The sequence below is a fragment of the Kitasatospora sp. NPDC048298 genome, assembly GCF_043201465.1.
GTDB lineage: Bacteria > Actinomycetota > Actinomycetes > Streptomycetales > Streptomycetaceae > Kitasatospora.
In genome coordinates, this window is record NZ_JBICYZ010000006.1 from 44,350 (window position 1) to 70,249 (window position 25,900).

Genomic DNA, 25,900 nt, shown 5'->3' on the forward strand with positions numbered 1-25,900 from the left:
CCCGCCGACGGCGGGTGGTACCGGTTACCGGTTGCCGGAGCGTCCGGTGGTGCTGCTCGGCGTGGCCGTCCCCCCAGACGCCTTGCCGTTCTTCGTCGCAGCGGTGTCGCCGTGGTGGCCGTTGCCGCCCTGACCGATGGTGCCAGCGACGACGTCCTTGCCGGGCACCGGGGTTCCGCTACCCGGGACCAGGGACGCGGCGGGCTTGCGCGTGGTGTCGCTCGGGCCCACCGGGACCGGGGTGGCGACGCCCTGCGGCACGACCTTCTTGTCCGCCGGCACCGGGGCCGGGACGGACTTGGCCGCGACGCTCGGGGCGACGGCCGCCGGGGCGGCCGGGGCGGACGGCAGCTGCAGGGTGACGCTGCTCTGCAGCGCGCCCGGGGCCACCCAACCCGAGAGGGTACCGGCGTAGGACGAACCGAACCCGCCCGTCCCGATGGCCAGCTTCTGAGCAGTTCCGGTCGGCATGGTGGCCTGGACCTGAACGCCGGACGGCGCGTTCACGGTGACGGTGTTGCCGACCCGGTAGGCGGTGACCTGGCCGGCGGCGAGCGCGTTGTTCCAGGCCGCGCGGCGCTGGAACTCCTGGCCGATCTCGCGCTGGCTCAGGTTCACGATCGGGGCGTTGTCCGCGTGCAGCGAGCGGTAGGTGCCGAGGATCTTCTCCAGCACCGGGTACAGGATGCGGTCCTCGGACAGGTTCGACTGGTGCACGAAGTGCGGCCGCGGGTCGTTGTTCAGCACGTGGCCGAGGTCGATCCGGGCCTCCAGCGGCACGATGTACGACTGGTAGCCGGTGCTGGTGTCCAGCGGCTGCGACAGGCAGGTCGAGTTGGCGTTGTTCTCGCAGACGCCGCTGCCGCCGTTGGCCTTGCTGGTGTAGATCCAGTTGTACTCGTCGGCCTCCTCCTTCGCCGTGCCGGCGTTGTAGAAGACGTTCATCGGGTACCGCGGCACGGTCAGCGTGGAGGTGCCGACGGCGCGCTGGCCGCTCTCGCGGGAGGCGTCGCTGGCGGTGAACTTGATGCCGTGGGAGGCCAGCGCCGGCGCCAGGTTCGGGTTGTCGCTGGTCTCCTGCGGGGCGGTCAGCAGACCGGAGTGCTCACCGGTGACCAGGGTCTGCGGGTCGACCTGGAGGCCGCGCGCGGCGGCCCAGTCGAAGTTGTTCTGGATCTGGGTGGAGATGGTGTTCTGGTCGACCCAGACCGTCCCGCCCGCGGCGTTCTTGCTGCAGACCCACGGCACCACGGCGACGTTCTGGACGCAGCCCAGGTACGGGTGGGTGTAGGTGTGGTTGACCCACCGGTAGCTGCTCTGGTCGGCGATCATCTGGTCCGCCGTGGGGTCCACGGTGGTCTCGTGGTCGGCCTTCCAGTCCTCGCTGCCGCCACCGTTGAACACCATGTCCAGGGTGAAGTTGTTGGCGGCCTGCCACTGCTTCAGGTGGTTGGCGTCGTCGACGGTCATCCGGATCGGGTTGGCGGTGTCCGGGGTGCCGGGCGGGCAGGTGACGTCGCCGGGGGTGCACTTGAGCGCGGTGTCCCAGCGGTCGTCGGCCAGGAAGACGTCGTCCACGTGGGTGGCGAAGTAGTTGCGGTCGTAGCCGAGGTGGACGCCCTGGGTGAGCCAGTCGACCATGCCGCGGGCCAGCAGGCGGTACTGCTGCTGGTACTGGTTGTAGACGAACGTGACGACCAGTTCCTTGCGGCCGTCGTGGGTGTACTCGCCGACCAGTGAACCGCGGGCGGTCGTGCTGGGTATCGGCGCGTCGACCAGCGGGACGAACGAGGCGCCGGCCGGCAGACCGGCGAGCGGGGTGGCCAGGTACCCGTAGCTCTCGCTGACGTTCGGGTCGTTGTCCTCGAACGGGACGCTGCCCTTGAGGTACCCGAACGGGCCCGAAGTTCCGGCGGCGGTGGTGGCGCCCTGGAATCCGTCCAGAGTGCCCACGAATCCGGGATTCTGAGCGTAGTTCAGACCCACTGCCGGGTTGGCCCACGTGTACGCGTCGATCTGGCGGACGTTGAATGCGGCTTCGTAGCTCGCGATCGCCGTCATCTCGGCGGCACTGTTGGGGAAGGGGTTTTCGTTGGGCAGCACGATGCCCTGGAACTTCCCCCGGGGCAGGCCGTTCACCGTGTCACTCAGGAAAGCGGAGTTGATGACGGGTCGGTTGGGGTCGTTGAGGCTGACGACCTTGTAGGGCGTCCCCTGGCTCTTCAGCTCGGCGGCGACGGCCGCGACGGACGGGCCGCCGTCGTCGACGACCAGGACGGTGAGGTCGATCCTGGGCGGCGTGGTCTCGCCGTGGGCCAGGGTGGTCTGCAAGCCGCTGGCCAGCAGGACTGCCGCCGCGCACGCGGCGACTCTTCGGGTCGCTCGACCCATGGTGATCCTCCCCTTGGGGCAGGCGCGGCGCTGCTCGCCGCTCGCCTGCCCGTGTAGCTGTTCGCGGGCAGCAGGCTGCCCGGGGCCCATCCTGGTCGAGGGACAGCGGTGCGAGGGACCAATTGGGCGAGAGTGCAGCGAACCTGTTACCAACGTTCATGGCGAAGCCATGAAGGCGCTGATTGTGACCGGAACCGTACCGGCGGCGCAAATAATGAATTGAGAATGAAAAACCGGAAGCCGAGTGCTACACGTGGTTACCGACGGTGCGGCCCAGTGGGGCGGACGGGACACCTGCACTGTTGCCCTTGCCCATCACACTCTTGCACATCCCGCTGCCCCGTTGGGCAGGTTCATGCAATATCGGGCACCGCTGTGCCATGTGACAGTCCGAATATGCAATGGAAGTGCTCGCGCGGTTGATCAGCATACCGAGCCGCGGGGATTCCGGAGCGTACGGAATGCGTCACCGGAGCCGGGCGGAACGCCGCTGGTCGGACGCGGGCGCCGGTGCCGCGCGGCGCGCCGGACGCCCGGGATCCGGGCCGCTGACGGGCGGCTGACGGGCTGATTCCCCGTCGCGGGACGGCGCCGCGCGGCGATGGCCTGAACCGTGCCACCGCGCCGGATCGGCCCGGCACACGGCGCGGGGCCGGGCCGAAGAACGGCCCGGCCCCGGTGCGGCGGGCTCAGCCCTCGTTGACCAGCCCCTCGCGCAGCTGGGTGAGCGTCCGGGTGAGCAGCCGGGAGACGTGCATCTGGGAGATCCCGATCTCCTCGCCGATCTGCGACTGGGTCAGGTTGCCGAAGAACCGCAGCATGATGATCCGGCGCTCGCGCGGCGGCAGCTTGGCCAGCAGCGGCTTGAGCGACTCCCGGTACTCGACGCCCTCCAGCGCGAGGTCCTCGTAGCCCAGCCGGTCGGCCAGCGGCCCGTCGCTGTCCTCCTCGCCGGTGCTGGAGTCGAGCGAGCTGGCGGTGTACGCGTTGCCGACCGCGAGGCCCTCGACCACGTCCTCCTCGCTGACCCCCAGGCAGGTGGCCAGCTCGGCGACGGTGGGGGAGCGGTCCAGCCGTTGGGAGAGCTCGTCGCCGGCCTTGGTGAGCGCCAGCCGCAGCTCCTGGAGCCGCCGCGGAACGCGGACCGACCAACTGGTGTCCCGGAAGAAGCGCTTGATCTCGCCGACCACGGTGGGCATCGCGAAGGTGGGGAACTCCACCCCGCGCTCCGGGTCGAACCGGTCGATCGCCTTGATCAGGCCGATCGTGCCGACCTGGACGATGTCCTCCATCGGCTCGTTGCGGCTGCGGAAGCGCGCCGAGGCGTACCGGACCAGCGGCAGGTTGAGCTCGATCAGGGTGTCGCGGACGTAGGCGTGCTCGGTGCTGCCGGGGTCCAGCGAGGCCAGCCGCAGGAACAGCGAGCGGGAGAGCGTTCGGGTGTCCAGCCCGGAGCCGGGCGGCGTCTCCGATCCCGCGTCGGGGCCGGGCGGCCGGACCGGTTCGACCCGCTGCCGCGGGACCAGGTCCTCGACGACGGCCGTGCCGTTGGCCTGGCCAGCGTGGATCTCCGCAGTGCCCAGCTCTCCGGACATGCACCCACCCCCTTGTGACTGTCGGTTGAACGGGGGCCTTCGCGCGGTGGTTCCCGGGCGAGGGCCTTCCCCCTCCATACCGGAACACGGTCCACGGCAAACCCGAACGTCGCAAGATGTCACGCCGGGGTGACGCGCTGCAATCTCACTCTTCCCAGGAGTTGCCGGTCCGAAGCCTGGTCAGGATCCGTGAGAGCAGCCGGGACACGTGCATCTGGGACATCCCCAGCTCGGTGCTGATCTGGGACTGGGTCAGGTTGGCGAAGAAGCGCAGCATCACGATCCGCCGCTCCCGCTCGGGGAGCTGGACCAGCAGGTGGCGGACCATGTCCCGGTGTTCGACCTCGGCCAGCGCGGAGTCCTCGTACCCGAGCCGGTCGAGCAGGGCGAGCCCGCCCTCGTGCTCCTGCGCGGCCTCCAGGGACGCCGCGTTGTAGGCCCGCCCGGCGTCCAGGCAGGCCCGGACGTCCTCCTCGGGGATCCGCAGGCTGGCGGCGATCTCGGGCACCTTGGGCACCCGCCCGTGCAGCACCGTCAGCTCCTCCATCGCGCCGCTGACCTGGACCCACAGCTCCTGGAGCCGGCGCGGGACGTGCATGGTGCGGACGTTGTCCCGGAAGTAGCGCTTGATCTCGCCCAGGATGGTCGGCAGCGCGTAGGTGGGGAACTGGACGCCGCGGCCGGGGTCGAAGCGGTCGATCGCGTTGATCAGGCCGATCGTGCCGACCTGGACGACGTCCTCCATGGGCTCGCTGCGACTGCGGAAGCGGGTGGCCGCGTAGCGGACCAGCGGGATGTTCACCTCGATCAGGGCGGCCCTGACCCGTTCCCGCTCGGGGGTGTCGGGGGGCAGTTCGGCGAGCCGCTCGAACAGCACCCGGGTCAACGTCCGGACGTCCACGACGGGCCGGCCGCCGGGGCCGCGCAGCCGGTCCGGGCGGAGCTCGCCGGCCGGGCTGGTGATCGCAGCCAGCACTTCGTCCACGGACACCTCACCCCTCCCAAAGTCGTCGACGGCGGGCCCCGCGGATCGGGTGTCGCGGCCGGTTCTCCACCTAGCCAGGTCCGGCAAAACCGGTCATAGCATCACAAGGTGGGCACAGGTCGGGCAAGCACCCGACGGAGGTGTGTTGGTGGGGCTTTCAACGTTTCCCGGGCCGGCCGGCGAAGCGCCGCACGGGTCGCTCCGGGGACGGAGCAGAGCGCCCCGCCCGCGGGTGCGGACGGGGCGCGGCGGCCGTCCGGGGGAAGGGCCCGGGACGGGCGCGGGACCGGCTCGGGGCGGGCCGGTCGGACGGCTCGGGGCCGGACGGGTGCTCAGACCTCGACGTCGGCGATGACCCAGGTGGCGAACTCGCGCCAGAGGCCGGCCGCCGCCTGGTGGTCCGGGTGGGTCAGGTAGGCCTGGAGGGCGTCGCGGTCCTCGACCAGGCTGTTGATCGCGTAGTCGTACGCGATGTCGCGCTCGGTGGTGTTCCAGCCGCACTCCCACTCGCGCAGCTCGGGGATCACCGCGCCGAGCGCCTCGAAGGCCTTGGCGCCGGCGAGCACGCGCTCTTCGTCCTTGCCGACGCCTTCGTTGAGCTTGAACAGGACCAGGTGGCGGATCACGATTGCCGCTCCTCGCGGACGGGGACAGAGGGTCCCGCACACCGTAGCCGGTGCACGGGGGCCGGCGGCCATTCGAAGGGGTGGCCGTCCGTCACTTGATCAGACCTGTCATGAAGGCGCCGACCGCCTTGGCCGCGTTCGAGATCCCCTCGAACCCGAGCTGCACCAGCTCGGCGGACCGCGAGGGGGAGGTGATGATCGAGTAGAGCACGAAGACGAGCAGGAGGACCATGCCGATCTTCTTCGCCTGCGCCATCGGGTGACCTTCCTCCGAGCCGTGGGCCGCCGTCATCCGGTCCCCGAGCGGCCTGCAGGGGCAGCTTATCCACCCGGACGGGCTATCAAGTGTGCGACGCGTTCGGCCGGCGGGACGAAGGTCCCCGCGAGTGAGGCCTTTCTCCGGGTGCCCCGCCGTGGGCCGGGCGGCAGGATGGAAGACGTACCGAGGATCTGGCAGGAATCCCCGGTGCATGGATCCGGAGCTCCCCGCTGTGGGACCGGTGGCCGCGGCTTCCCCCCGACGCGGCGCCGGTTGTGGGACTCCGTCGGGGGAGCGGTCAGTCCCCCCGAGCCGCTCCCCCCTCCAGGCTCCGTACGGACCGGGCACCGGTGGTCATCGGCCCGGGGTACGGAGCCGTTTTCGTTCCCGCTCCCGTGTCCGCGCCGACCCGTGCACGGCGCCGGTGGGCGGCGCACCGACCCGACAAACGCCGAGGGCCCGTCCGGATCGGACGGGCCCTCGGGCTTTCGAGCGGTAGCGGTGGGATTCGAACCCACGGTGGAGTTGCCCCCACACACGCTTTCGAGGCGTGCTCCTTTGGCCGCTCGGACACGCTACCGAGAGGAACTCTACCGGAGGGGTGGCGCAGTCACGAAATCCGTATCGCCGCGGCGTCCGGCGGGCCCTCGGCGGCGGGTGTTCAGCGGGTGTTCAGCGGTGGGTGTCGAAGAAGGCGCGCAGCTGCTCGCCGCACTCCTCGGCGAGGACGCCCCAGACCACCTCGGGGCGGTGGTTGAGCCGGCGGTCGCGCATCACGTCGAAGAGCGAGCCGGCCGCGCCGGCCTTCTCGTCGAGGGCGCCGTAGACCACCCGGTCGATCCGGGACAGCACGATGGCCCCGGCACACATCGTGCACGGCTCCAGCGTGACGACCAGCGTGCAGCCGCTCAGCCGCCACTCTCCGATCTGCTCGGCCGCCTGCCGGATCGCGACCACCTCGGCGTGCGCGGTCGGGTCGCCGACCGCCTCGCGCTCGTTGTGGCCGCGCCCGATCACCCGGCCGTCCGGGCCCAGGACGAGTGCCCCGACGGGTACGTCCCCGGTGGCCGGCGCCAGCGCGGCCTCGGCGATGGCGAGGCGCATCGGCGCCGCCCAGCGGTCGCGGACCGGGTCGGGGCGGACGGGGGCGGGCAGCGGGGGGACGTGCGGGACGGTCAGCGAGGTGGCGGGCTGCATGGCATCCAGTGTCGGGTATCCGGTGGCGGACACCGGCACGGCCGACCCGCTACCGGACGGCCTCCAGGACCTCGCCGCAGCCGAGGGCCTCGGCGATCTCCTCCAGGGCGTCGCCCGGCACCGCGCCCTCGCCGCTGAGCGCGAGCAGTTCCTCGGAGGCGAGGCCGAACTCGGTGAGCAGGTGGGCGTCGCCGAGCGGGCCGACCGGGACGCCGCCGCGGACGTCGGCCTCCTCCTCGTCCTGCTCCTCGGCCTCCTCGGCCTCGTCCAGCAGGTGGTCCAGGTCGCCGAACTCGCTCTCTCCGGCCTGGTCGACCAACTCGTCGGTGAGGACGGAGCCGTAGGAGCTGCGGGCGGCCGCGGCGCCGTCCGACACGAAGATCCGCGGGTCCTCCTCGCCGTCCACGCGGACGATGGCGAACCAGGCGTCCTCCTGTTCGATGAAGATCAGGACGCTGTCGTCGTCCTGGGTGGAGTCGCGGGCCAGGTCGGCCAGATCGGCCAGGGTTTCGACGTCGTCGAGCTCCGTCTCGCTCACATCCCACCCGTCCTCGGTGCGAGCAAGCACTGCAGCGAAGTACGCCACCAGGGACACTCCCAAGATCATCGGTCTCGGCTGTCGGCGCGCACGGGCAACGCGGAAAACTGGCCGCCCCCGCGCCAGAGGCGGTCCGCTTGTTCGGACCGTCCCATCGGAATCGTGACAGAAAGCCCGCCCTCGCGGGGGGTGTTCGGCAGCGCGTCTTTGCAGGTCGTGTCGGAAGGACCGGGTGGCGGAGGGCGTTTTCCGGCCGGGGCGGTCCGAAGCCGGTCGAAATTTGCTCCGAACGCCGGAACGGGGCCGCCGCCGCCGATCGCGGGCGGTCCGGGGGCCGCGCCGGGTGCGCGTCAGGATCGCGTCAGGACGGGCCGGGGGCGCCTCCGGGCCGTGTCAGATCCGGAAGGTTCGCATCCGCATCGCCTCGCGCATCCGCCGCTCCTTGGTCCGCCGGGGCTGGACCCGCTCCCGCAGTTCGCGCGCCTCGGTGAGCTCACGCAGGAAGACGGCCCGCCGCCTGCGGCGCTCCGCCTCGGTCTCCGGGTGGTCGTACGGCGGGCCCTGGCTGCGGCCCGCCCCGTCGAAGGGCTCGTCCATCGAGCCGTCCCCGGCGTTCGGGTTGCTCGTCATAAGACGTGACATTCCCAGAACGGCCCGGTTGATACCACAGAAGGCACTTCCGTCCGGACAGCCACGGCGGGTCACGGCGTGTCACCGGCGTGTCACCCGCACCGGCGCGCGGGTGGGGCACGGCGAGTCGTACACCCGTCCAGGAGCGGGCTAACCTCGATACATGCGTCTCCACGTCGTCGACCACCCCCTGGTCGCCCACAAGCTCTCCACCCTGCGCGACGAGCGCACCGACTCGCCGACCTTCCGTCGCCTGACCGACGAGCTGGTGACCCTCCTCGCGTACGAGGCCACCCGGGACGTCCGCACCGACGAGGTGGAGATCACCACGCCCGTGGCGGTCACGCTGGGTACCCGGCTCAGCTACCCGCGCCCGCTGGTGGTCCCGATCCTGCGGGCCGGCCTCGGCATGCTGGACGGGATGACCCGCCTGCTGCCGACCGCCGAGGTCGGCTTCCTCGGCATGGTCCGCAACGAGGAGACCCTCGAGGCCTCCACCTACGCCACCCGGATGCCGGACGACCTCTCCGGCCGCCAGGTCTACGTGCTCGACCCGATGCTGGCCACCGGCGGCACCCTGGTCGCCGCGATCAGGATGCTGATCGAGCGCGGCGCGACCGACGTCACCGCCGTGGTGCTGCTGGCCTCCCCCGAGGGCGTCGAGGTGATGCGACGGGAGCTGGCGGACCTGCCGGTCACCGTGGTCACCGCCGCCCTGGACGAGCGGCTCAACGAGAACGGCTACATCGTCCCCGGCCTGGGCGACGCGGGCGACCGGCTCTACGGCACGGCCGGCTGAGCCTGCCCACCCGAACCACCGAACACCGAGAGCCCCCGGCGCTGCGTCTGCCGGGGGCTCTCCTGTCCGTCCGTCCGGTGGGTCAGCAGCTGCCGGTGGCGGTCGGGGTGGGGGAGGGCTTGGTGGCCAGCGCGAGGGCGGCGGCCACCTGGGTCTCGTCCAGCAGGGCGTTGTAGCTGTCGCCGATCACGAAGTCCACGCTGGCGTCGGTGCGGGCGTCGGCGGTGACGGCGGCCCCGGCGATCTGCGAGCTGACCAGGGTGCCCGCGCCGGCGCCGGTCGGACCGGCGATCACCTGGGCGGTGCCGGGCACCTTCTTGTCCAGCTCGGCCGGGGCGTTGCCGACCTTGCCGATGACGAAGCCGCGCTTCTTGAACTCCTCGGCCGTCCGGCCGGCCAGACCGGCCTTGGTGGTGGCGTTGTAGATGTTCACGGTGACCGCGGTGGGCTGCGGGACGGCGTTCGGGTCGCCCTGCCCGGCGGCCGGCGCACCGGCGGCGGGGGCGCCCGGGGCGGCCCCCGGGGTCGGGGCGGCCAGGGCCTTGCCGGACGGGGTCGCGCAGGCCTGCGCCGAGGCGTTCTTGTTCCTGCCGGTGAAGATGTCGTACAGCTGCACGCCGCCGAGCGCGACCAGGGCCAGGGCGAGCAGGCCGGCGAGTGTGGCGACCACCTTGCGGCTCTTCTTCGGGGGCCGGCCCAACCGCGGGTAGGTGTTGCCGGTGACGCGGTACTGCTTCCCCTTGAGGCCTCGGGGAGTCAACATGCTCACGGTTTGTCTCCCCCTCGTGCCAGGGCGGGGTCGGGATGACGGATCGGCCGGGTGGGGACCTCCCCCGGTGCGGGCGGAATCCCCTGGTCGCGGCCGTAGTCAGCAGCGTAGTGCCGTACGGCTTCGAAGGTACTAAACGATCATCATCTGGCGTACCCCGGTACCCGAAAGGGGGTACCGGGGTACGGACGGACCGCCCTCCGCCGGGTGGCGGGGGGCGGTCCGGAAGGTCCGTGCGGGAGGGACGGCCCCGGGGTGGGGCCCGTCACTCCATTTCGAGGACACGGGCGTGCAGCACCTGGCGCTGCTGCAGCGCCGCGCGGACGGCCCTGTGCAGACCGTCCTCCAGGTAGAGGTCGCCGTGCCACTTCACCACGTGGGCGAAGAGGTCCCCGTAGAACGTCGAGTCCTCGGCCAGAAGGGTTTCGAGGTCGAGTTGACCCTTGGTGGTCACCAGCTGGTCGAGTCGCACCGGGCGCGGGGCGACGTCAGCCCACTGGCGGGTGCTCGTCCGGCCGTGATCCGGGTACGGCCGCCCATTGCCGATGCGCTTGAAGATCACACGGAAAGCCTACCGTTTGGGCGGCGGATGGCGCAGCAGCCGCGGCGCCGCCACGCGCGCCGGTGTGAACTGCGCATGGACGAATGCGGCTGTTTGATGGGAAATGTCGCGAACATCGCCCGGTGCCGATCGGGTTCCGCGCCGGTGCAGAAGCGTTCCGAAGCGTTCCGATCCGCTCAGAAGTGGACGGCGCCGCGTACCCGGACGCCCGGGTGCGCATCCCGCTGGGCGCGCTCAACCGGCACGGGCTGGTCGCCGGGGCCGCCGGCACCGGCACGACCAAGACCGTCCAGCTGATCGCCGAGCAGCTCTCCGAGCGGGGCGCGCCGACACCGGTCGCGGCGACCGGGCTGCGGGCGTCGCGGTCGCTGACGGGGCCGATCGAGGCGGCGGCCCTGCGGGCGGTGGTGGACACCTCGCCGCTGACGGCGCGCTACCGGGACGCGATCGAGCGGGAGTCGGCGTACGAGAAGCTGATGGCGCGCGCCCCCAGGCCGGAGGCGGCGCCGGTCGAGCCTCTTCGGGACGTCCAAGCGGCGCCGCTGAGCGGCCGGGTGGGCGGCGGTGTCCGGCTGCCCGGCTGCCCGGGGCGCCGGGCGGTCAGCCGGCGAGCGCGGCGCCGATCCGGTCCAGGGAGGACAGCCGCATCAGGCCGTAGTGGTAGAACTCCACCTCGGGGACGCCGAGTTCGCGCAGGGTGGTGATCTTGGCGGCGAGGTTCTCCGGGCCGTCGCAGTCGGAGGACATCGGGCGCAGGATCACCGCCATGGACCGCGGGCGGACGCCGTGCAGGGCGAAGGCGGCGATCTTCTCCCGGACGGCCTCCGGGGTCCGCTCGTAGCCGAGGGTCTCGACCTGGTCGGTGACCTGCGCGAGGGCGGGCAGGTCGATGCCGGCGAGCCAGCCCCTGCCCGGGCCGCCGCCGTCCATGAAGCTCAGCCGCATGCCGTGCCGGCGGGCCTGCTCGGTGAGGTCGGCGGCCAGCGAGGTGACGGTGGCGGCGGAGGCGTCCACGTAGGCGGCGAAGGCGCCGTCGGCGAGGGCGCTCAGGTCGGCCGGCTCGGCGGCCGCGGCCTCGTCGGCCAGCCGGCGGCGCAGCTCGGTGCGGACCGCCTCGGCCACCTCCTCGGCCGGGACCCCGGCGGCGGTGGCGGCGGTGCGGCAGTGCGGGCAGAAGCAGACCCCGAGCAGGGCCTCGGCGGTCGGGCCCAGCTCCTCGAAGTAGCGCTCGTGGTGGTAGCCGTGGCGCAGGCCGTGGAAGTGCAGGGACTCGGCGCGGATCGCGTCCACGCCGTACCGGGCCAGTTCGGCGACCAGGGTCAGTGCGTACTCCCTGACCTCCGGGTTCGCCGGGCAGAGCTCGGTGAGGTGGCGGTCGCCGAAGGCGTTGGCCGGGGCGCAGTCGGGGTGGGCGAAGCCGAGCCGGTCGTTGTGGCAGAAGACCGTCCAGGCGTGCAGCTTCAGGCCGCGGCGGCGGGCCTCCTCGGCGGCCTCGGCGAAGGGGTCGCGCTCGCCGATCGCGGTGGACGGCACGGGCACGAGGCGGCGGCCCAGCCAGCGGACCGGGTCGGGGCGGAAGTACGCCGCGCCCGGCTCCAGGTAGCGGAGCACCCGGCGGGGGTTGTGCGGGAAGACGTCGCGGGCCTCGTGGTAGACCGAGGCGAGGGTCACGCCGCCGACCCCGGCGCGGTCGGTGAGGTTGCCGAAGAAGGTGTCGGCGCCCTCGTCGAGCAGGTCGGTGGCGAAGGCGAGGACGGACGACTCCACGGTGCGGCTCCGGAGCTGGGGGAGGGTGGGCCGTCCACGCTATCCGCAGGCGTCGGGATTGGTCTATACCTGATGGCCCGGGTGGGTTACGGGGGCCGCGGCCGGCTGTGGCGCCGGCCGCGGGGCGGCCGCGGCGCGGGCTACAGGCCGAGCTCGTCCAGCTGCTTGAGCAGGGCGGTTCCCGGGCTGTCCGGGGTGCTTGCCTGCTTCGCGGCCGACTGCGTGGCCCGCTTCGAGGCCGGCTGGTCGCGGAGCAGGAAGGCGGCGGCCAGTCCGCCGATCAGCCCGCCGAGGTGGCCCAGCCAGCTGACGCCGGGGGTGACCGGCAGCACCCCGATCAGGATGGTCGAGTAGACCACCGCGACGACGATACCGACCACCGCGTCCAGCACGTTGCGGTCCAGGACGCCGCGCAGCACCACGTAGCCCAGGTAGCCGTAGACCATGCCGCTCGCGCCGGCCGTCACGGTGTTCGGGCTCTCCAGCAGCCAGACCAGCAGGCCGCCGGACACCGCGATCACCAGGCTGGCCAGCAGGAACTTCCGCATGCCCCGGTAGGCGGACAGGAAGCCGAGCACGAACAGCGGCCAGGAGTTGGCCTCGATGTGGCTCCAACTGAAGTGCAGGAACGGCGAGGTGAACATCTCCGGCAGGTCGCCGACCTGCTCCGAGCGGAGGCCGAACTCCCGCGACAGCCCGTAGTCGCCCAGCCAGTTGGCCACCTGCACCGACCAGATGACGGCCTGGACGCCGAGCATCGTGAACAGCGCGCGGCGGGAGTCTGCGAACAACTGGGCGAATTTGGCGGCCATGCCACCGACTCTAGGGGCGCCGGGAGCGTGCGTGCACCCCATTACAGTGACCTCTGTCATTCCGACCGTGAGAGGTGGCACACCCCATGAGCAATCGCCCGCCGCTGCCGTACGAGTTCCTGCCGAAGGTGCCGTCGTTCCGGCTGAGCAGCCAGGACATCACCGAAGGCGGCACGTTGGGGCAGGAGTTCATCCACGCCGGCGGCAACCTCTCGCCGCAGCTGTCCTGGTCGGGCCTGCCGGAGGGCACCCGGAGCATCGCGGTCACCTGCTACGACCCGGACGCGCCGACCGGCTCCGGCTGGTGGCACTGGCTCGCCCTCGGCCTGCCCGCCGACACCGCCGAGCTGCCGCGCGGCGCCGGGTCCTCGGACGCCGACCTGCCCGGCGGGGCCTCCTTCCACGGCCGCAACGACTTCCCGTCCAACCGGTACGACGGCGCCGCCCCGCCGCCCGGCGCCCCGCACCGCTACGTCTTCGCGGTGCACGCGTTGGACGTCGAGAAGCTGGACGTCGCCGCCGACACCCCGCCGGCCCAGGTGGGCTTCAACCTCACCTTCCACACCCTGGGCCGGGCGCTGCTGACCGCCGAGTACGGGGTCTGAGCCTTGGCCGTGTCCGATCGTCCGGTCGAGGTCTGGCGGCTGCCCGAGGAGGACGTCCGGGCCGGCCGCCGGGCCCTGACCTGGACGGTCGGGCCGGGCGGGGAACTGGCCGTCCTGGTGGTGCCGGAGCAGTACGCGGCGCCGGCCGGATCGTGGCCGTACGCCCGGCTGCCGTTCGACGGCGAGGTGGTGGTGCGCGGCCCGCAGGGCGAGTGGCGGGTGCCGCTGGCCGGGGTCGGGGTCCCGCCCGACCTCCTGGCGCTGCTGCCGGGCGGGCGGGTGCTGCTGGCCGGGCGTCGGGCCGAGGAGTCGGCGGACGGCTGGGAGCGCAACGGCCTGGTGTTCGGGCCGGACGGCAGTCCGGCCCGGGAGCTGCAACTCGGCGACGACGTCCAGGCGTTGACCACCGACCGGGACGGCCGGATCTGGCTGGCCTTCGGGGACGAGGGCAACTACGGCGACAACCCGCTGGCCCGGTGCGGCCTGCTCGGGCTGGACACCGCCGGGCGGATCGTCTGGCGGCCGGACTTCAGGGAGCTGGGCGACGAACCGCTGGAGGGTCTCGCCGCCGCCACCGAGGGACGGCGGACCTGGCTGGCCTGGTACGGGGAGCGCAGCCACCTCACCGGGATCGACCCCGCCGAGGGCGAGCCCGTCGTCATGCGGCTCCCGGCCCGGCAACCGGTGGGCTTCGCGATCGCCGGGGACCGCGCCGTGTTCCTCCAGCCCGGCGGCGAGCTGCTGCGCTGCGAGCGGGAGAGCCGGAAGGGCTGGCGGGAGGTGCGCCGTGAGCGGGTGGGCGGCCTCGGGGAGCTCGACCGGGAGCGCGCGTACGGCCGGGACGGCGTGCTCTGGTTCCGCTCCGGCAACGGCTGGTACCGGGTCGGGGTCTAGGCCTGGGCCTGGGCCTGATCCCCCGCCGCGTGCTGGGCGCGGGCGGCGAGCCGGCGCAGGTGCTCGCGCAGCGCCGGCGGCTCGTGCACCTCGAAGGCGCAGTCCAGCGACAGCAGCCGCATCGCCGTCCACTCCAGCGAGTCCGAGCGGGAGCGGAGCCGGCAGCTGTGCGCGTCGATCGGCTCGACCTCCGCGTCGCCCGGCCGCAGGCTGTGGCGGACCCGCTCGGCGGGGGCGTGCACGGTGGCGACCACGGTGCCGCTCGGTGACGGGCGGCGCAGCTTGCCCGCCACGTACGCGGCGGCGTCCTCGGCGGGCAGCGGGCGCGGGGTGAAGCGCACGCCGGTGGTGGCCGGGCCGCTCACCCGGTCGACCCGGAAGAGCCGCCAGTCCGAGCGGTCCAGGTCGTAGCCGACCAGGTACCAGCGGCGGCCGACCGAGACCAGCCGCTCGGGCTCGACCTGTCGGTTGGTCTCGGCGCCGTCGTACGCCCGGTAGCCGAAGCGCAGCCGTTCCCGGGCGGTGACGGCGCGGGCGAGCACGGTGAGGTCCTCCGGGTCGACGGTCGGGCCGTCCCCGGTGAGCAGCGGCACGGTCGCGGAGTTGAGCGTCCCGACCCGGTGCCGCAGCCGGCCCGGCAGCACCTGGAGCAGCTTGCCGAGTGCCCGTACCGAGGCCTCCTCGATGCCGACCACGGCGTGCCCGGCCGCCGCGCGGAGCCCGACCGCGATGGCCACCGCCTCCTCGTCGTCCAGCAGCAGCGGGGGCATCGCCGTGCCCGCGACCAGCCGGTAGCCGCCGTCCGCGCCCATGCTGGCCCGCACCGGGTAGCCGAGCTCGCGCAGCCGGTCGATGTCGCGCCGGATGGTGCGGGGGCTGACGCCGAGACGTTCGGCGAGCTCGCTGCCGGGCCACTCGCGCGGCGTCTGGAGCAGGGACAGGAGGCTCAGCAGCCGGGCCGGGGTGTCGGTCATGCCGTCCAGCATGCCGTCCCGGAGAGCGGCGGTGGCGGCTGCCAACTGGGACAGCTTCTGACCTACATGCCCCGTACTGTCATGGGCGTGGAGAAGAGCGTCCCGGACGTGCGTAAGAAAGAGGACAACCGAATGAGCACCGCGGCAGCGGACCGGCGGAGGTGGATCGCGCTGACGATCGTGATGGTCGCCTCCTTCATGGACCTGGTGGACGTGACCATCGTCAACATCGCGATCCCGAGCATCCAGCAGGACACCGGCGCCTCCTTCAGCGCCATCCAGTGGGTCACCGGCGGCTACGCGCTGGCCTTCGCGATCGGCCTGATCACCGGCGGCCGGCTGGGCGACATCCACGGCCGCAAGCGGGTGTTCCTGATCGGGATCGGCGGCTTCACGCTGGCCTCGGCGCTGTGCGGGCTGGCCTCCGGCCCGGAGATGCTGGTCGCGACCCGACTGCTCCAGGGCGGGACGGCGGCGCTGATGGTGCCGCAGGTGCTGTCGATCATCCACGCGACCTTCCCGGCGGAGGAGCGCGGCAAGGTGTTCGGCCTGTTCGGCGCCGTGGTCGGCCTGGGCGCGGTCTCCGGCCCGCTGATCGGCGCGCTGCTCACCGAGTGGGACCTGTTCGGCCTGGCCTGGCGCCCGATCTTCCTGATCAACCTGCCGGTCGGAATCGCCGGGCTGCTGCTCGGCCGCCGCTTCATCGACGAGTCGAAGGCCGACCAGGCGCTGAAGCTGGACCTGGTGGGCGTGGCGCTGGCCAGCCTCGGCCTGCTGATGCTGATCTACCCGCTGACGCACGGCCGGGAGGCCGGCTGGCCGCTGTGGGGCTACCTGTCGATGGCCGGCAGCCTGCCGGTGTTCGCGCTGTTCGTGGTGTACGAGCGGGTCAAGACGCGGCGGGACGGTTCGCCGCTGGTGGAGCTGGCGCTGTTCAGGGTGAAGTCCTTCGCGGCCGGGATCTGCGTGCAGCTGGCCTTCGGCGTGGCGCTCGGCATCTACTTCCTGGTCTGGACCCTCTACATGCAGGTGGGGCTGGGCTGGAGCCCGCTCAAGGCCGGTGCGACCGGCATCCCGTTCTCGATCGCGGTCTCCACGGCGGCCGGGCTGTCGGTGCAGAAGCTGGTGCCGCGGTTCGGGCGGAAGGTGCTGCAGACCGGCGCGCTGGTGATGGCGGCGGGCGTGCTCGTCTACATCTGGGAGGCGGACCGGTACGGGACGGCGATCACGGCCTGGCAGATGGCGCTGCCGCTGGTGGTGATGGGCCTCGGCATGGGGCTGATCGTCGCGCCGATCACCGACGCGGTGCTGGCGGAGGTGCCGCGCGAGCACGCCGGTTCGGCGTCCGGGCTGATCAACACCGTGCAGCAGGTGGGCAACGCGCTCGGGCTCGGCCTGGTCTCGGTGGCCTTCTTCGGGGCGATGGACGACGTGGTCGCGCCGGAGGCGCTCGGGACGGCGTTCGGCGGGGCCTTCGTGCACGCGATGTGGTGGGTCGCCGGGGTGCTGCTCGTGGTGTTCCTGCTGATGTTCGCGCTGCCGCGGCGGCGCAAGGCGGCCGGGTCAGCCGTTGCGGTGGCCGGGTCGGCGGCCGGATCGGTCGGTGCCGACGGCTCGGCCGGTTCCACCGCGGAGGAGCAGGAGCCGGTCCTGCTCTGACGGAGTGCTCCCGTGCGCGGGCCCCGGTCGCGCGGCGCGGCCGGGGCCCGCGTCGCGCTCTGGGAGGGCCCGGTCGGCGTACGGCCGGCGGGGTGGGCGGTCGGGTGGGTCGGTCCGGCCGGTCTGATCGGTCTGGCCAGTCGGTTCGGTCGGTCGGTGATCAGCGCGCACCGGTCGGGGCGGCGGTGGGGGCGACGGACGCGCGGGTGGTGGTGCGCGGCTTGGCGGCGGCCTTGGCCTCCTTCGCCGCGCGCTTCACCTCCTGCTTGAACTCCCGTACCAGGGTGAGGGATTCGGGCCCGGTGATGTCGGCCACCGAGCGGTGCGCGCCCTCCTCGCCGTACACCCCGGCCGCCTCGCGCCAGCCCTCCGGCCGTACCCCGTACTGCTTGCCGAGCAGGGCCAGGAAGATCTGCGACTTCTGCTTGCCGAAGCCGGGCAGGGCGTTGAGGCGGCTGAGCAGCTCCTTGCCGGTGCGGACGTTCTTCCAGAGCGCGGCGGCGTCGCCGTCGTACTGTGCGACGAGGAACTGGCAGAGCTGCTGCACCCGCTTGGCCATCGCGGCCGGGTAGCGGTGGACCGCGGGCTTCGCGGAGAGGAGCGCGACGAACTCCTCCGGGTTGTAGGTGGCGATCTCGTGGGCGTCCAGGTCGTCGTGGCCGAGGCGCTGGGCGATGGTCAGTGGGCCGGTGAACGCCCACTCCATCGGGACCTGCTGGTCCAGCAGCATGCCGACGAGCGCGGCGAGCGCGCTGCGTCCGAGCAGTTCGTCGGCCTCGGGCTGCTGTGCGAGCCGAACGGTGACGTCCATGGGCTTGCCCTCCTCGGAGTTGACGTCGGGTCGGCGCCCAGTCTGGTGGAAGCGGCGTTGCCGTACGCAGTCAACACGCCCGTGACCGGGGAAGTCTTGTCTCTTCAAGGCCTTGCCGGAGCTGCATAGTTCGTTGGCGGAGCGGTTGTCGAGGACAACGGCGGAGTGGCGCGGAATATTTTTTGCCCGCGTCCGTCACATCCGTCGGGTGTCGCGGGTCAGGGGAGTGTCGAACCGAACAGCCGTCGAATGAGGAGCACTCCAATGTCCGTCGCCCACACCGTCGTCACCGTCCTCGGCGCCCTCATGGTCGGCTTCTCGGCCTACTCCGTCTTCGCCGGCGCCGAGTACGTCGTGAAGCCCCTCGCCGACTACGGCGTCCCGCGCGCCTGGTGGCCCTGGCTCGGCTTCGCCAAGGCGGCCGGAGCCCTCGGCCTGCTGGCCGGCCTCGCCGTCCCGGCCGTCGGCTACGCGGCCGCGGTCGGAGTGGTCCTCTACTTCCTCGGCGCCGTGCTCACCGTCCTGCGTGCCCGCGCCTATGCCCACGTCCCCTTCCCCCTCCTCTACCTGGCGCCCGCCGCGGCCTCCATCGCCCTCGGCCTCGCGTCCTGAATCGGGGCCGCCCCTACGGGCCTTGCGTGTGGGGGCGGTTGTCGGGGCGTGCGGGGCGGGGAGGGCGCTCGGCCGGGTGGGTGGATTCGGGTGGGCATGGCGAGTCATTTCATATGACTATTTTGGTTGTGCCGATGCGGTGACCTGACGGCGGGTCATTCTTGGTCCACCCGACGCGTCCAGAAAGGCCCGCCCGCCGTGACCCAGCCGTTCGAACTGCCGTCCTTCTACGTGCCGCACCCGGCACGCCTCAACCCCCATCTGGACGAGGCGCGGGCCCACTCCACCGCCTGGGCCCGGAAGATGGGGATGCTGGAGGGATCAGGAATCTGGGATCAGGCCGACCTGGACGCCCACGACTACGGCCTGCTCTGCGCGTACACCCACCCCGACGCGTCGGCCGAGGCGCTGTCGCTGGTCACCGACTGGTACGTGTGGGTCTTCTTCTTCGACGACTACTTCCTCGACATGTTCAAGCGCACCAACGACCGCGAGGCGGGTAAGGCCCACCTCGACCGGCTGCCGCTGTTCATGCCGGCCGACCCGGGCGCCGAGCTGCCCGAGCCGGAGAACCCGGTCGAGGCGGGGCTGGCCGACCTGTGGCGGCGCACCGTGCCGGCGATGGGCGAGGACTGGCGGATCCGGTTCGCCGCGAGCACCCGGAACCTGCTGAACGAGTCGCTGTGGGAGCTCGCCAACATCGGCGAGGGCCGGGTGGCGAACCCGGTCGAGTACATCGAGATGCGCCGCAAGGTCGGCGGCGCGCCCTGGTCCGCGCAACTGGTCGAGTACGCGGCCGACGCCGAGGTGCCGCAGGAGGTGTCGGGCTCGCGGGCGCTGCGGGTGCTGATGGACGCCTTCTCCGACAGCGTGCACCTGCGCAACGACATCTTCTCGTACCAGCGGGAGGTTGAGGACGAGGGCGAGCTGAGCAACGGCGTCCTGGTGCTGGAGCGGTTCCTGGAGTGCTCCACCCAGGAGGCAGCCGAGGCGGTCAACGACCTGCTCACCTCACGGCTCCAGCAGTTCGAGAACACCGTGTTCACCGAACTGCCGGTGCTGTTCGCGGAGACCGGGCTCGACCCGGCGGGCCGCGCCCGGGTGATGGCGTACGTCAAGGGCCTCCAGGACTGGCAGTCCGGTGGGCACGAGTGGCACCTGCGCTCCAGCCGGTACATGAACGGTGGTGGGGCGGCCGGGGGTTCGGGCGGTGAGGTGGCGCCCGGATCGGGCGGGTCCGGGGGCGGCAACTGGTGGGACCAGTACGCGATCGGGGGCATCGGCACCTCGGCACTGGACATCCTGCGCAGCACCGCCATGACGGCCCCGGCAGACCCGGCAGTCGCGGCGGCCTCGGTGGGGAAGCGCGCGACGGCGGTGGCCAGGGGCGCGGCGGGCCCGGAGGGGCGGCGGGCGCGGTCGTACGGCCACGTGCCGTACCGGGCTGTCGGGCCCTCCAGGTTGCCCGAGTTCAGGCTGCCGTACGAACTCCGGCTGAGCCCCCACCTGGACGGCGCCCGGGAGCGCGTGGTCGAGTGGGCGGAGCGGATGGGACTGCTCTCGGCGGAGCCGGGCGCCCCCGCGTCCGGCATCTGGGACGCCGCGTCGATGCGCGACTACGACCTCCCGCTCTGCGCGGCCGGCATCCACCCGGACGCCACGGCCGACCAACTCGACATCGCCTCGGCCTGGTTGGCCTGGGGCACCTGGGCCGACGACTACTACCCCCGGGCCTTCGGGCACACCCGTGACCTGGGCGGCGCCAAGGCCGCCAACGCGCGGCTGTCGCTGTTCATGCCGGTGGACGGCACCCCCGCGCCGGAGCCCGCCAACGCGCTGGAGCGCGGCCTCGCCGACATCTGGGAGCGCACCGCCGGCCCGATGACCGTCGAGGCCAGGGGCCGGTTCCGGACGGCGGTCGAGGCGATGCTGGACAGCTGGATCTGGGAGCTGGCCAACCAGATCCAGAACCGGATCCCGGACCCGGTGGACTACCTGGAGATGCGCCGCTCCACCTTCGGCTCCGAGCTCACCACGAGCCTCTCCCGCCTCGGCCACGGGGAGTCCGTGCCGCCGGAGGTGTACGACCACGGCTCGATGCGCGCGCTGGAGAGCTCCGCGATGGACTACGCGTGCATGATGAACGACCTCTTCTCGTACCAGAAGGAAGTCGAGTACGAGGGCGAGCTGCACAACACCGTCCTGGTGGTGCAGAACTTCTTCAACTGCGACTACGAATCGGCGGTCCGGATCGTCGACGACCTGATGCACTCGCGGCTGGACCAGTTCCAGCACGTCGCGCAGAAGGAACTCCCGGTCATGTACGCGGACTTCGGGCTGGAGCAGGCGGCCCGGGAGCTGCTCGACGGATACGTGGGCGAACTGCAGAACTGGCTCGCGGGCATCCTGAGTTGGCACGAGGGCTGCCGGCGGTACGGGACGGCCGACCTGGAGCGGCACTTCGGCGCGGGACGGGACCTGGCGGAGGCCTCGCGGGCCCGGCGGGCGGCCACGGCGGCGGCCGCCGAGGCGCCTACGGGGCCGGCGGTGCCGGTGGCGCCCTCGGTGCCCACGGCCTCGGCGATGCCCCCGGTGCCGCTCGGCCCGACCGGCCTGGGGACGGCCTCGCTGCGCCTGTCGGCGAACGGCTGACGTCGCACGGCGCACCCGCGCGGGCCATCCCGTGCGGGTGCGCCGCGTCGTGGCTAGGCTGGCGAACCGGGGGCGGCACGCGCCCTCCCGGCGCGCGCACTTCGCCACACACGAGGGCAGAGAGATGGCCGCGCTACCTGAGGGCACGCCCTGCTGGGCCGACGCGATGTTCACCGACCTGGAGGGCGCGAAGGCCTTCTACGGCCACGTGCTGGGCTGGACCTTCGGCGAGAGCTCGTCGGAGTTCGGCAACTACACCCAGGCGTACTCGGGCGGCAAGGCGGTCGCCGCGATCGTGCCGCCGATGCCCGGCGCGGAGGCCAAGTCCGCCTGGTGCCTGTACCTGGCCTCGCCGGACGCCGGAGCTACTGCGGCGCGGATCCGCGCCAACGGCGGGGAGGTGGCCATGGGGCCGCTGCAGGTCGGCGACTTCGGCACGATGGTGATCGCCAAGGACCCGGCGGGCGTGGTGTTCGGGGTCTGGCAGGCCGGGCGGCACGAGGGCTTCGAGAAACAGGGTGAGCCCGGCGCCTACAGCTGGGCCGAGCTGGTGACCCGCGAGCCCGCGAAGGCGGACGCCTTCTTCCCGGCCGTGTTCCCGTACGGCGTGCGGAAGATGGAGGGCGGGGACTTCGACTACCGGCTGTTCCAGGTCGGCGACCGGCCGGTGCTGGGCCGGATGGGCGCGGAAGGGGACTTCCTGCCGCCCGAGGCGCCCTCGTACGTCAGCGTCTACTTCGCGGTGGACGACACCGACGCCGCGATCGGACGGCTGACGGAGCGCGGAGGCAAGGTGTACTTCGGGCCGATGGACAGCCCGTTCGGCCGGTTCGCGGCGGTCGGCGACCAGCAGGGCGCGGCCTTCGGGCTGATCGACCTCGGACGGACGGTCGGCGATCAGCCGAAGACGGTGGAGGCCTGACGGGGCGGGCGGGTAGCGTGCTGAACGACGGTGCGACCGAGGGGAGTTGCCGATGGGTGAGCGCGAGGAGCTCGTCGAGACGCTGAACAAGCACCGCGGCCTGCTGCGGCGCACCGTCCGGGACCTCACCGACGCGCAGGCGGCCGAACGCGCCACGGTCAGCGAGCTGAGCCTCGGCGGACTGATCAAGCACGTGGCGGCGGTCGAGGCGCGCTGGGCGCGGTTCGTCACCGGCGGAGCGGAGGCGATGCGGGGCAGGGAGGGGGAGCACGGCCCCGGCGACGCGGAGGCCTGGGCGGCCCAGTTCCGGATGGCGGAGGGCGACACGCTCGCCGGACTGCTCACCGAGTACGAGCGGGTGGCGCACGAGACGGACGAGCTGATCCGGACCCTGCCCGACCTCGGCCTCGCCCATGAGCTGCCGGTCACGCCCTGGTTCCCGCCGGGGACGGCCTGGTCGGCCCGGCGGGTGGTGCTGCACCTGATCGCCGAGACCTCGCAGCACGCCGGGCACGCGGACATCATCCGGGAGTCGCTGGACGGGGCGAAGACGATGGGCTGAGCGGGACGGGGGCGGTCGTGTGGCGGGTGGTGGCGGGTGGATGCCCCGCCACCAGGCACTCGACGCTTCAGGGCAACTCGACGCCGAGGAGCTCGCGCAGCGCCCGACCGCCGTCCGGAGTGACCCGAAGCGCCCGGCCGGAGCCGATCCGCTCCACCCAGGCACGGTCCAGGGCGGCCCGGCAGAGCGCCGCACCCAGCGCCCCGCCCAGGTGCGGGCGGCGCTCCGTCCAGTCCAGGCAGCCGCGCACCACCGGGCGCCCGCCCGGGCGGCCCGAGCGCGGCGGCAGCTCGATCGCCTGCGTGGCCAGCCAGTCCCGGCCGCGCTCGGTGACGGCCAGCCCGCCCTCCTCGGTGACCAGGCCGCGAGCGAGCAGCGCGTCCGACACGGCGACGCCGAGGCGGCCGGCCAGGTGGTCGTAGCAGGTACGGGCGCGGGCCTCGGCGCTCAGCCGGGTGGCCTCGCCGAGGGTCCGGGGCGCGGTCGCGCGGCCGGGGCCGGACTCGGCGAAGACGGTGAGGTCCTCGATCAGCGTGGCCACCGCGGGCGTGGCCAGCCGGACGTACCGGTGCCGGCCCTGCCGTTCCTCGGCCAGCAGGCCGCCCGCGATCAGCCGGGACAGGTGCTCGCTGGCCGTGGACGGCGCGACGCGCGCGTGCCGGGCCAGCTCGCCGGCGGTCCACGCGCGGCCGTCGAGCAGCGCGGTGCAGATGGCGGCGCGGGTGGGGTCGGCGAGCAGGGCGGCGAAGGCGGCTAGCGTCATGCCTCCATGGTCGGGGCACGGGGGTGTGTTCGAGGGACTGATCGCGGGTGGGGCCGGGTGCGGAAGGTCTGACGCGGCCGGGTGCGGAGGTTCGGGCGCGGCCGGGTGCGGGGGTTCGGGCGCGGCCGGGTGCGGGGGCCGGGGCGGTCGCCGGGGCGGGGCCGCGTGGGGGAGCGGAGCCGGGGACATGCCTCCAGGATCGCCCCGGCACGGTTCGGCCGGCGCCGAAACGACCCGGGGCCACGATGGCGGCATGAGCGAAACCACGGCGGTCGCCGGCCCCGCGACCGTGACCTTCTCCCGCTACGACGACGTCACGGCGGCGCTGGCCGACCCTGCGCTGGTCCCGCCGCCCGCCGAACCCGCGGCGCCCGGCGGCGCCCCCGGCACGGTGGCCTGGCTGCGCTCCACCGTCGCCCGGTTCAGCTCGGGTGCGCCGCACGACCGGCGCCGGGCGCTGGTGCTGGCCGACCTGGAGCGGCTCGACCCGGACCGGCTGCGGGTGGCCGCGGCCGCCGGCTTCGAGCCCGACGTCCGGCTGCGGGTGGTCCGGGTGCTCGCGGCGGAGCTCGGCCTGGCCGACCCGGAGGCGGTGGCGCGGGACGTCGCGACCGTCTCCCGGGCGTACTTCGCCGACGGTCCGCATTCCCCGGCGCAGGACGCGGCGGTCACCCGGCTGCTGCCCGCGATGGGGGACGGGGCCGAGGAGACCGCCGCGAACCGGATCGGCCTGCTCGTCCAGGCCTGCGACGCCACCGCCGCACTGGTCGAGGGTGCCCGCCGGCACGAGGACGGTCTGGCCGGCGTGCTGCGCGCGGACCCGCCGATCCGGACGATGCGTCGGCTCGCCGTCCGGGCGACCGGGCTCGGCGGGGTCGCGGTACCGGCCGGGACGCTCGTCCTGCTCGACATCCCGGCCGCCCAGTCCGGCGCGCCCGAGGGTGTCGCGCTCACCTTCGGTGCGCCGCCCAGGAGTTGCCCGGGCCGCTCGCAGGCCCTGGTCATCGCCGAGGGCACCCTGTACGGCGCCTCCGATCCGGCGGACACCGATGCGCCCGCTGCTGCGCAGCCGTCCGTACGGGACCTCGGAAAGGGCGAACTCGCCGCGCTGGTACCGACGATGGTCGATCACGTGCTCGCGCTGGCGGCGGACTGGACGGTCTGGGACGGTCGCCCGATCGTCAACGCCGACGGGCGGGCCTACGCCCCGCACAAGGCGGTTCGCCGCATCGCCGACCATCTCCTGGACCACCTGGCCGAGTTGGAGGCCCGACTGGCCGGCCGGCCGACCGAGCCCGACCACTGGCACGCCTCCGGCGTCACCACCCCCGCCGACCTCGCCCCGTTCACCATCGCCGACCTGGACGAGGCCCGCAGTCGGCTGACCCGGCTGGCCGCGATCTGGTCGCAGCGGATCGCCGTGCTGCCGGACGAACGGCTGGACGACTCGCCGGGGACGGGCTGGAGCTTCCGGGAGCTCGTCCGGCACGTCGCCGAGGCGGGGTACTACTACGCGGAATCGGTCGGGAGCACGTCCTGCGCGACCGCCGGCCCAACGGGCGCAACCGCCGACCCGGCGGACACTGCCGCCGGCCCAACGGACGCAATCGCCGGCCCAACGGACGCTACCGCCGACCCGGCCGGCGTCGCCGGAGACCGTACGAACGACCAGATGGAGACGACCCGATGACCCCCTTCGCCGCCCTGCACCACCGCCCCGGCCGCCCGCTGCTGCTCCCCAACGCCTGGGACCACGCCTCGGCCCTCGCCCTCGCCGCCCAGGGCCACCCCGCGATCGGCACCACCAGCCTGGGCGTGGCGGCCGTCGCCGGCCTGCCCGACGGCGCTGCCGCCACCCGCGCGGAGACCGTACGGCTGGCGCGTCGGCTCGGCTGCGCCGACTTCCTGCTCAGCGTCGACGTGGAGGCCGGTTTCAGTGACGACCCGGACGAAGTCGCCGATCTGGCCGTTGAGTTGGCGACGGCCGGGGTGGTCGGCATCAACCTGGAGGACGGTCGGGCGGACGGCTCGCTGACCCCGTCCGCCCGCCATGCCGCGAAGATCGCGGCGGTGAAGGCGGCCGTGCCGGAGCTGTTCGTCAACGCCCGCACCGACACCTACTGGTGCGGGCAGGGCGCCCCCGAGACGGAGGCGCTCCGGCGCCTGGACGTCTACCAGCAGGCGGGCGCGGACGGCGTGTTCGTCCCCGGGCTGTCCGATCCGGCGGCCATCGGCCGGCTGGTCGGCGCGCTCGCCGTCCCGCTCAACATCCTCTGGACGCCGGCCGTCCCGGGCCTCGCCGAGCTGGCCGCGCTCGGGGTGGCCCGGGTCAGCCTCGGCTCGCTGCTGTACCGCGCGGCACTGGCGGCGGCGGTGGCCACGGCGGCGGCCGTCGCGGCGGGCGAGCCGGTCGGTCCGGTGCCGGGGTACGCGGAGGTGCAGGCGCTCAGCGGGAGTTGAGCACCCCCAGGGCGAAGATGCCTGCCCCCCGAGGGGAGTCGATCCCCCGAGGGGAG

25 protein-coding genes, 1 tRNA gene and 1 pseudogene are annotated in these 25,900 nt (G+C 73.1%); 11 read left to right on the forward strand and 16 right to left on the reverse strand.

Annotated features, from left to right (window positions below; all coding sequences use genetic code 11):
• Positions 1–24: 24 nt before the first annotated feature.
• From ACGF0D_RS07120 to ACGF0D_RS07160, 9 genes are all read right to left on the reverse strand, one after another.
• The gene (locus tag ACGF0D_RS07120) at positions 25–2,391 is read right to left on the reverse strand and encodes a hypothetical protein (RefSeq protein WP_392914233.1); all 2,367 of its coding nucleotides are present in this window, start codon (positions 2,389–2,391) and stop codon (positions 25–27) included.
• A gap of 689 nt (positions 2,392–3,080) precedes the next feature.
• The gene (locus tag ACGF0D_RS07125) at positions 3,081–3,986 is read right to left on the reverse strand and encodes an RNA polymerase sigma factor SigF (RefSeq protein WP_392868423.1); all 906 of its coding nucleotides are present in this window, start codon (positions 3,984–3,986) and stop codon (positions 3,081–3,083) included.
• Positions 3,987–4,131: 145 nt separating this feature from the next.
• Entirely contained in the window at positions 4,132–4,977 is an 846-nt protein-coding gene (locus tag ACGF0D_RS07130) for an RNA polymerase sigma factor SigF (protein ID WP_392868421.1), read from the reverse strand.
• Positions 4,978–5,303: 326 nt separating this feature from the next.
• Complete coding sequence (locus ACGF0D_RS07135) at positions 5,304–5,597, reverse strand: Dabb family protein (RefSeq protein ID WP_392868419.1); 294 nt, start codon at positions 5,595–5,597, stop codon at positions 5,304–5,306.
• Positions 5,598–5,688: 91 nt separating this feature from the next.
• A complete protein-coding gene (locus tag ACGF0D_RS07140; RefSeq protein WP_392868417.1) occupies positions 5,689–5,853 on the reverse strand; it encodes a hypothetical protein in 165 nt (54 codons plus the stop codon).
• A gap of 496 nt (positions 5,854–6,349) precedes the next feature.
• A tRNA-Ser gene (locus tag ACGF0D_RS07145) sits at positions 6,350–6,436 on the reverse strand.
• A gap of 92 nt (positions 6,437–6,528) precedes the next feature.
• The gene (gene tadA / locus ACGF0D_RS07150) at positions 6,529–7,053 is read right to left on the reverse strand and encodes a tRNA adenosine(34) deaminase TadA (RefSeq protein ID WP_392868415.1); all 525 of its coding nucleotides are present in this window, start codon (positions 7,051–7,053) and stop codon (positions 6,529–6,531) included.
• Positions 7,054–7,102: 49 nt separating this feature from the next.
• Positions 7,103–7,660, reverse strand: a complete 558-nt coding sequence (locus tag ACGF0D_RS07155) for a tRNA adenosine deaminase-associated protein (RefSeq protein WP_392914234.1) — start codon at positions 7,658–7,660, stop codon at positions 7,103–7,105.
• A gap of 324 nt (positions 7,661–7,984) precedes the next feature.
• Entirely contained in the window at positions 7,985–8,188 is a 204-nt protein-coding gene (locus tag ACGF0D_RS07160) for a hypothetical protein (protein WP_392914352.1), read from the reverse strand.
• A 196-nt stretch (positions 8,189–8,384) separates the two neighbouring features.
• Between ACGF0D_RS07160 and upp the strand changes: the two genes are divergently transcribed.
• Complete coding sequence (upp, locus tag ACGF0D_RS07165) at positions 8,385–9,020, forward strand: uracil phosphoribosyltransferase (protein WP_392868411.1); 636 nt, start codon at positions 8,385–8,387, stop codon at positions 9,018–9,020.
• A gap of 82 nt (positions 9,021–9,102) precedes the next feature.
• On the opposite strand, the gene ACGF0D_RS07170 is transcribed toward upp, so the two are convergent.
• On the reverse strand, positions 9,103–9,783 hold the full coding sequence (locus ACGF0D_RS07170; RefSeq protein WP_392914353.1) for a LytR C-terminal domain-containing protein: 681 nt from the start codon (positions 9,781–9,783) through the stop codon (positions 9,103–9,105).
• Positions 9,784–10,054: 271 nt separating this feature from the next.
• The gene (locus tag ACGF0D_RS07175) at positions 10,055–10,351 is read right to left on the reverse strand and encodes a type II toxin-antitoxin system VapB family antitoxin (RefSeq protein ID WP_030061387.1); all 297 of its coding nucleotides are present in this window, start codon (positions 10,349–10,351) and stop codon (positions 10,055–10,057) included.
• A gap of 185 nt (positions 10,352–10,536) precedes the next feature.
• On the opposite strand from ACGF0D_RS07175, the pseudogene ACGF0D_RS07180 reads away from it, so the two are divergent.
• Positions 10,537–11,055 (forward strand): annotated as a pseudogene (locus ACGF0D_RS07180) (helicase HerA-like domain-containing protein); the annotation flags it as partial.
• On the opposite strand, the gene ACGF0D_RS07185 reads toward ACGF0D_RS07180, so the two are convergent.
• Together ACGF0D_RS07185 and ACGF0D_RS07190 are read right to left on the reverse strand one after the other, a co-directional pair.
• The gene (locus ACGF0D_RS07185) at positions 10,952–12,118 is read right to left on the reverse strand and encodes a hypothetical protein (protein WP_392914235.1); all 1,167 of its coding nucleotides are present in this window, start codon (positions 12,116–12,118) and stop codon (positions 10,952–10,954) included. The pseudogene ACGF0D_RS07180 and the gene ACGF0D_RS07185 sit on opposite strands and share 104 nt — an antisense overlap.
• Before the next feature lie 140 nt (positions 12,119–12,258).
• Positions 12,259–12,930, reverse strand: coding sequence for a rhomboid family intramembrane serine protease (locus tag ACGF0D_RS07190; RefSeq protein ID WP_392914236.1), 672 nt, complete (start codon positions 12,928–12,930; stop codon positions 12,259–12,261).
• A gap of 86 nt (positions 12,931–13,016) precedes the next feature.
• On the opposite strand from ACGF0D_RS07190, the gene ACGF0D_RS07195 reads away from it, so the two are divergent.
• Positions 13,017–13,535 (forward strand): YbhB/YbcL family Raf kinase inhibitor-like protein, encoded by a 519-nt coding sequence (locus tag ACGF0D_RS07195; protein WP_392868404.1) that lies wholly within the window; start codon positions 13,017–13,019, stop codon positions 13,533–13,535.
• Between the two features lie 9 nt (positions 13,536–13,544).
• On the forward strand, positions 13,545–14,429 hold the full coding sequence (locus ACGF0D_RS07200) for a hypothetical protein (RefSeq protein WP_392914237.1): 885 nt from the start codon (positions 13,545–13,547) through the stop codon (positions 14,427–14,429).
• Here the strand turns inward: ACGF0D_RS07200 and ACGF0D_RS07205 are convergent.
• The gene (locus ACGF0D_RS07205; RefSeq protein ID WP_392914354.1) at positions 14,426–15,403 is read right to left on the reverse strand and encodes a helix-turn-helix transcriptional regulator; all 978 of its coding nucleotides are present in this window, start codon (positions 15,401–15,403) and stop codon (positions 14,426–14,428) included. The two genes, ACGF0D_RS07200 and ACGF0D_RS07205, sit on opposite strands and share 4 nt — an antisense overlap.
• Positions 15,404–15,535: 132 nt before the next feature.
• On the opposite strand from ACGF0D_RS07205, the gene ACGF0D_RS07210 reads away from it, so the two are divergent.
• Complete coding sequence (locus tag ACGF0D_RS07210) at positions 15,536–17,062, forward strand: MFS transporter (protein WP_392914238.1); 1,527 nt, start codon at positions 15,536–15,538, stop codon at positions 17,060–17,062.
• A gap of 160 nt (positions 17,063–17,222) precedes the next feature.
• Here the strand turns inward: ACGF0D_RS07210 and ACGF0D_RS07215 are convergent, their stop codons facing one another.
• Positions 17,223–17,873 carry an HhH-GPD-type base excision DNA repair protein gene (locus ACGF0D_RS07215; RefSeq protein WP_392868398.1) on the reverse strand — a complete coding sequence of 217 codons (651 nt, stop codon included), beginning with the start codon at positions 17,871–17,873 and terminating at the stop codon, positions 17,223–17,225.
• 264 nt (positions 17,874–18,137) lie between these two features.
• Here ACGF0D_RS07215 and ACGF0D_RS07220 point away from each other — a divergent pair, with 264 nt between their 5' ends.
• The 4 genes from ACGF0D_RS07220 to ACGF0D_RS07235 all read left to right on the forward strand — a co-directional run bounded on the left by ACGF0D_RS07220 (position 18,138) and on the right by ACGF0D_RS07235 (position 22,621).
• The gene (locus ACGF0D_RS07220) at positions 18,138–18,485 is read left to right on the forward strand and encodes a DoxX family protein (RefSeq protein ID WP_392914239.1); all 348 of its coding nucleotides are present in this window, start codon (positions 18,138–18,140) and stop codon (positions 18,483–18,485) included.
• Between the two features lie 198 nt (positions 18,486–18,683).
• Entirely contained in the window at positions 18,684–21,137 is a 2,454-nt protein-coding gene (locus tag ACGF0D_RS07225) for a germacradienol/geosmin synthase (RefSeq protein ID WP_392914240.1), read from the forward strand.
• A gap of 124 nt (positions 21,138–21,261) precedes the next feature.
• Complete coding sequence (locus tag ACGF0D_RS07230) at positions 21,262–22,059, forward strand: VOC family protein (protein WP_392914241.1); 798 nt, start codon at positions 21,262–21,264, stop codon at positions 22,057–22,059.
• A gap of 52 nt (positions 22,060–22,111) precedes the next feature.
• Complete coding sequence (locus ACGF0D_RS07235; RefSeq protein WP_392914242.1) at positions 22,112–22,621, forward strand: DinB family protein; 510 nt, start codon at positions 22,112–22,114, stop codon at positions 22,619–22,621.
• Between the two features lie 67 nt (positions 22,622–22,688).
• Here ACGF0D_RS07235 and ACGF0D_RS07240 read toward each other — a convergent pair whose 3' ends face one another.
• A complete protein-coding gene (locus ACGF0D_RS07240; RefSeq protein ID WP_392914243.1) occupies positions 22,689–23,384 on the reverse strand; it encodes an ArsR/SmtB family transcription factor in 696 nt (231 codons plus the stop codon).
• A gap of 253 nt (positions 23,385–23,637) precedes the next feature.
• Between ACGF0D_RS07240 and ACGF0D_RS07245 the strand changes: the two genes are divergently transcribed.
• Together ACGF0D_RS07245 and ACGF0D_RS07250 are read left to right on the forward strand one after the other, a co-directional pair.
• The gene (locus ACGF0D_RS07245) at positions 23,638–25,074 is read left to right on the forward strand and encodes a hypothetical protein (protein WP_392914244.1); all 1,437 of its coding nucleotides are present in this window, start codon (positions 23,638–23,640) and stop codon (positions 25,072–25,074) included.
• Positions 25,071–25,844 (forward strand): isocitrate lyase/phosphoenolpyruvate mutase family protein, encoded by a 774-nt coding sequence (locus ACGF0D_RS07250; protein WP_392914245.1) that lies wholly within the window; start codon positions 25,071–25,073, stop codon positions 25,842–25,844. Before ACGF0D_RS07245 ends, ACGF0D_RS07250 begins: the two co-directional genes overlap by 4 nt.
• Positions 25,845–25,900: the final 56 nt, after the last annotated feature.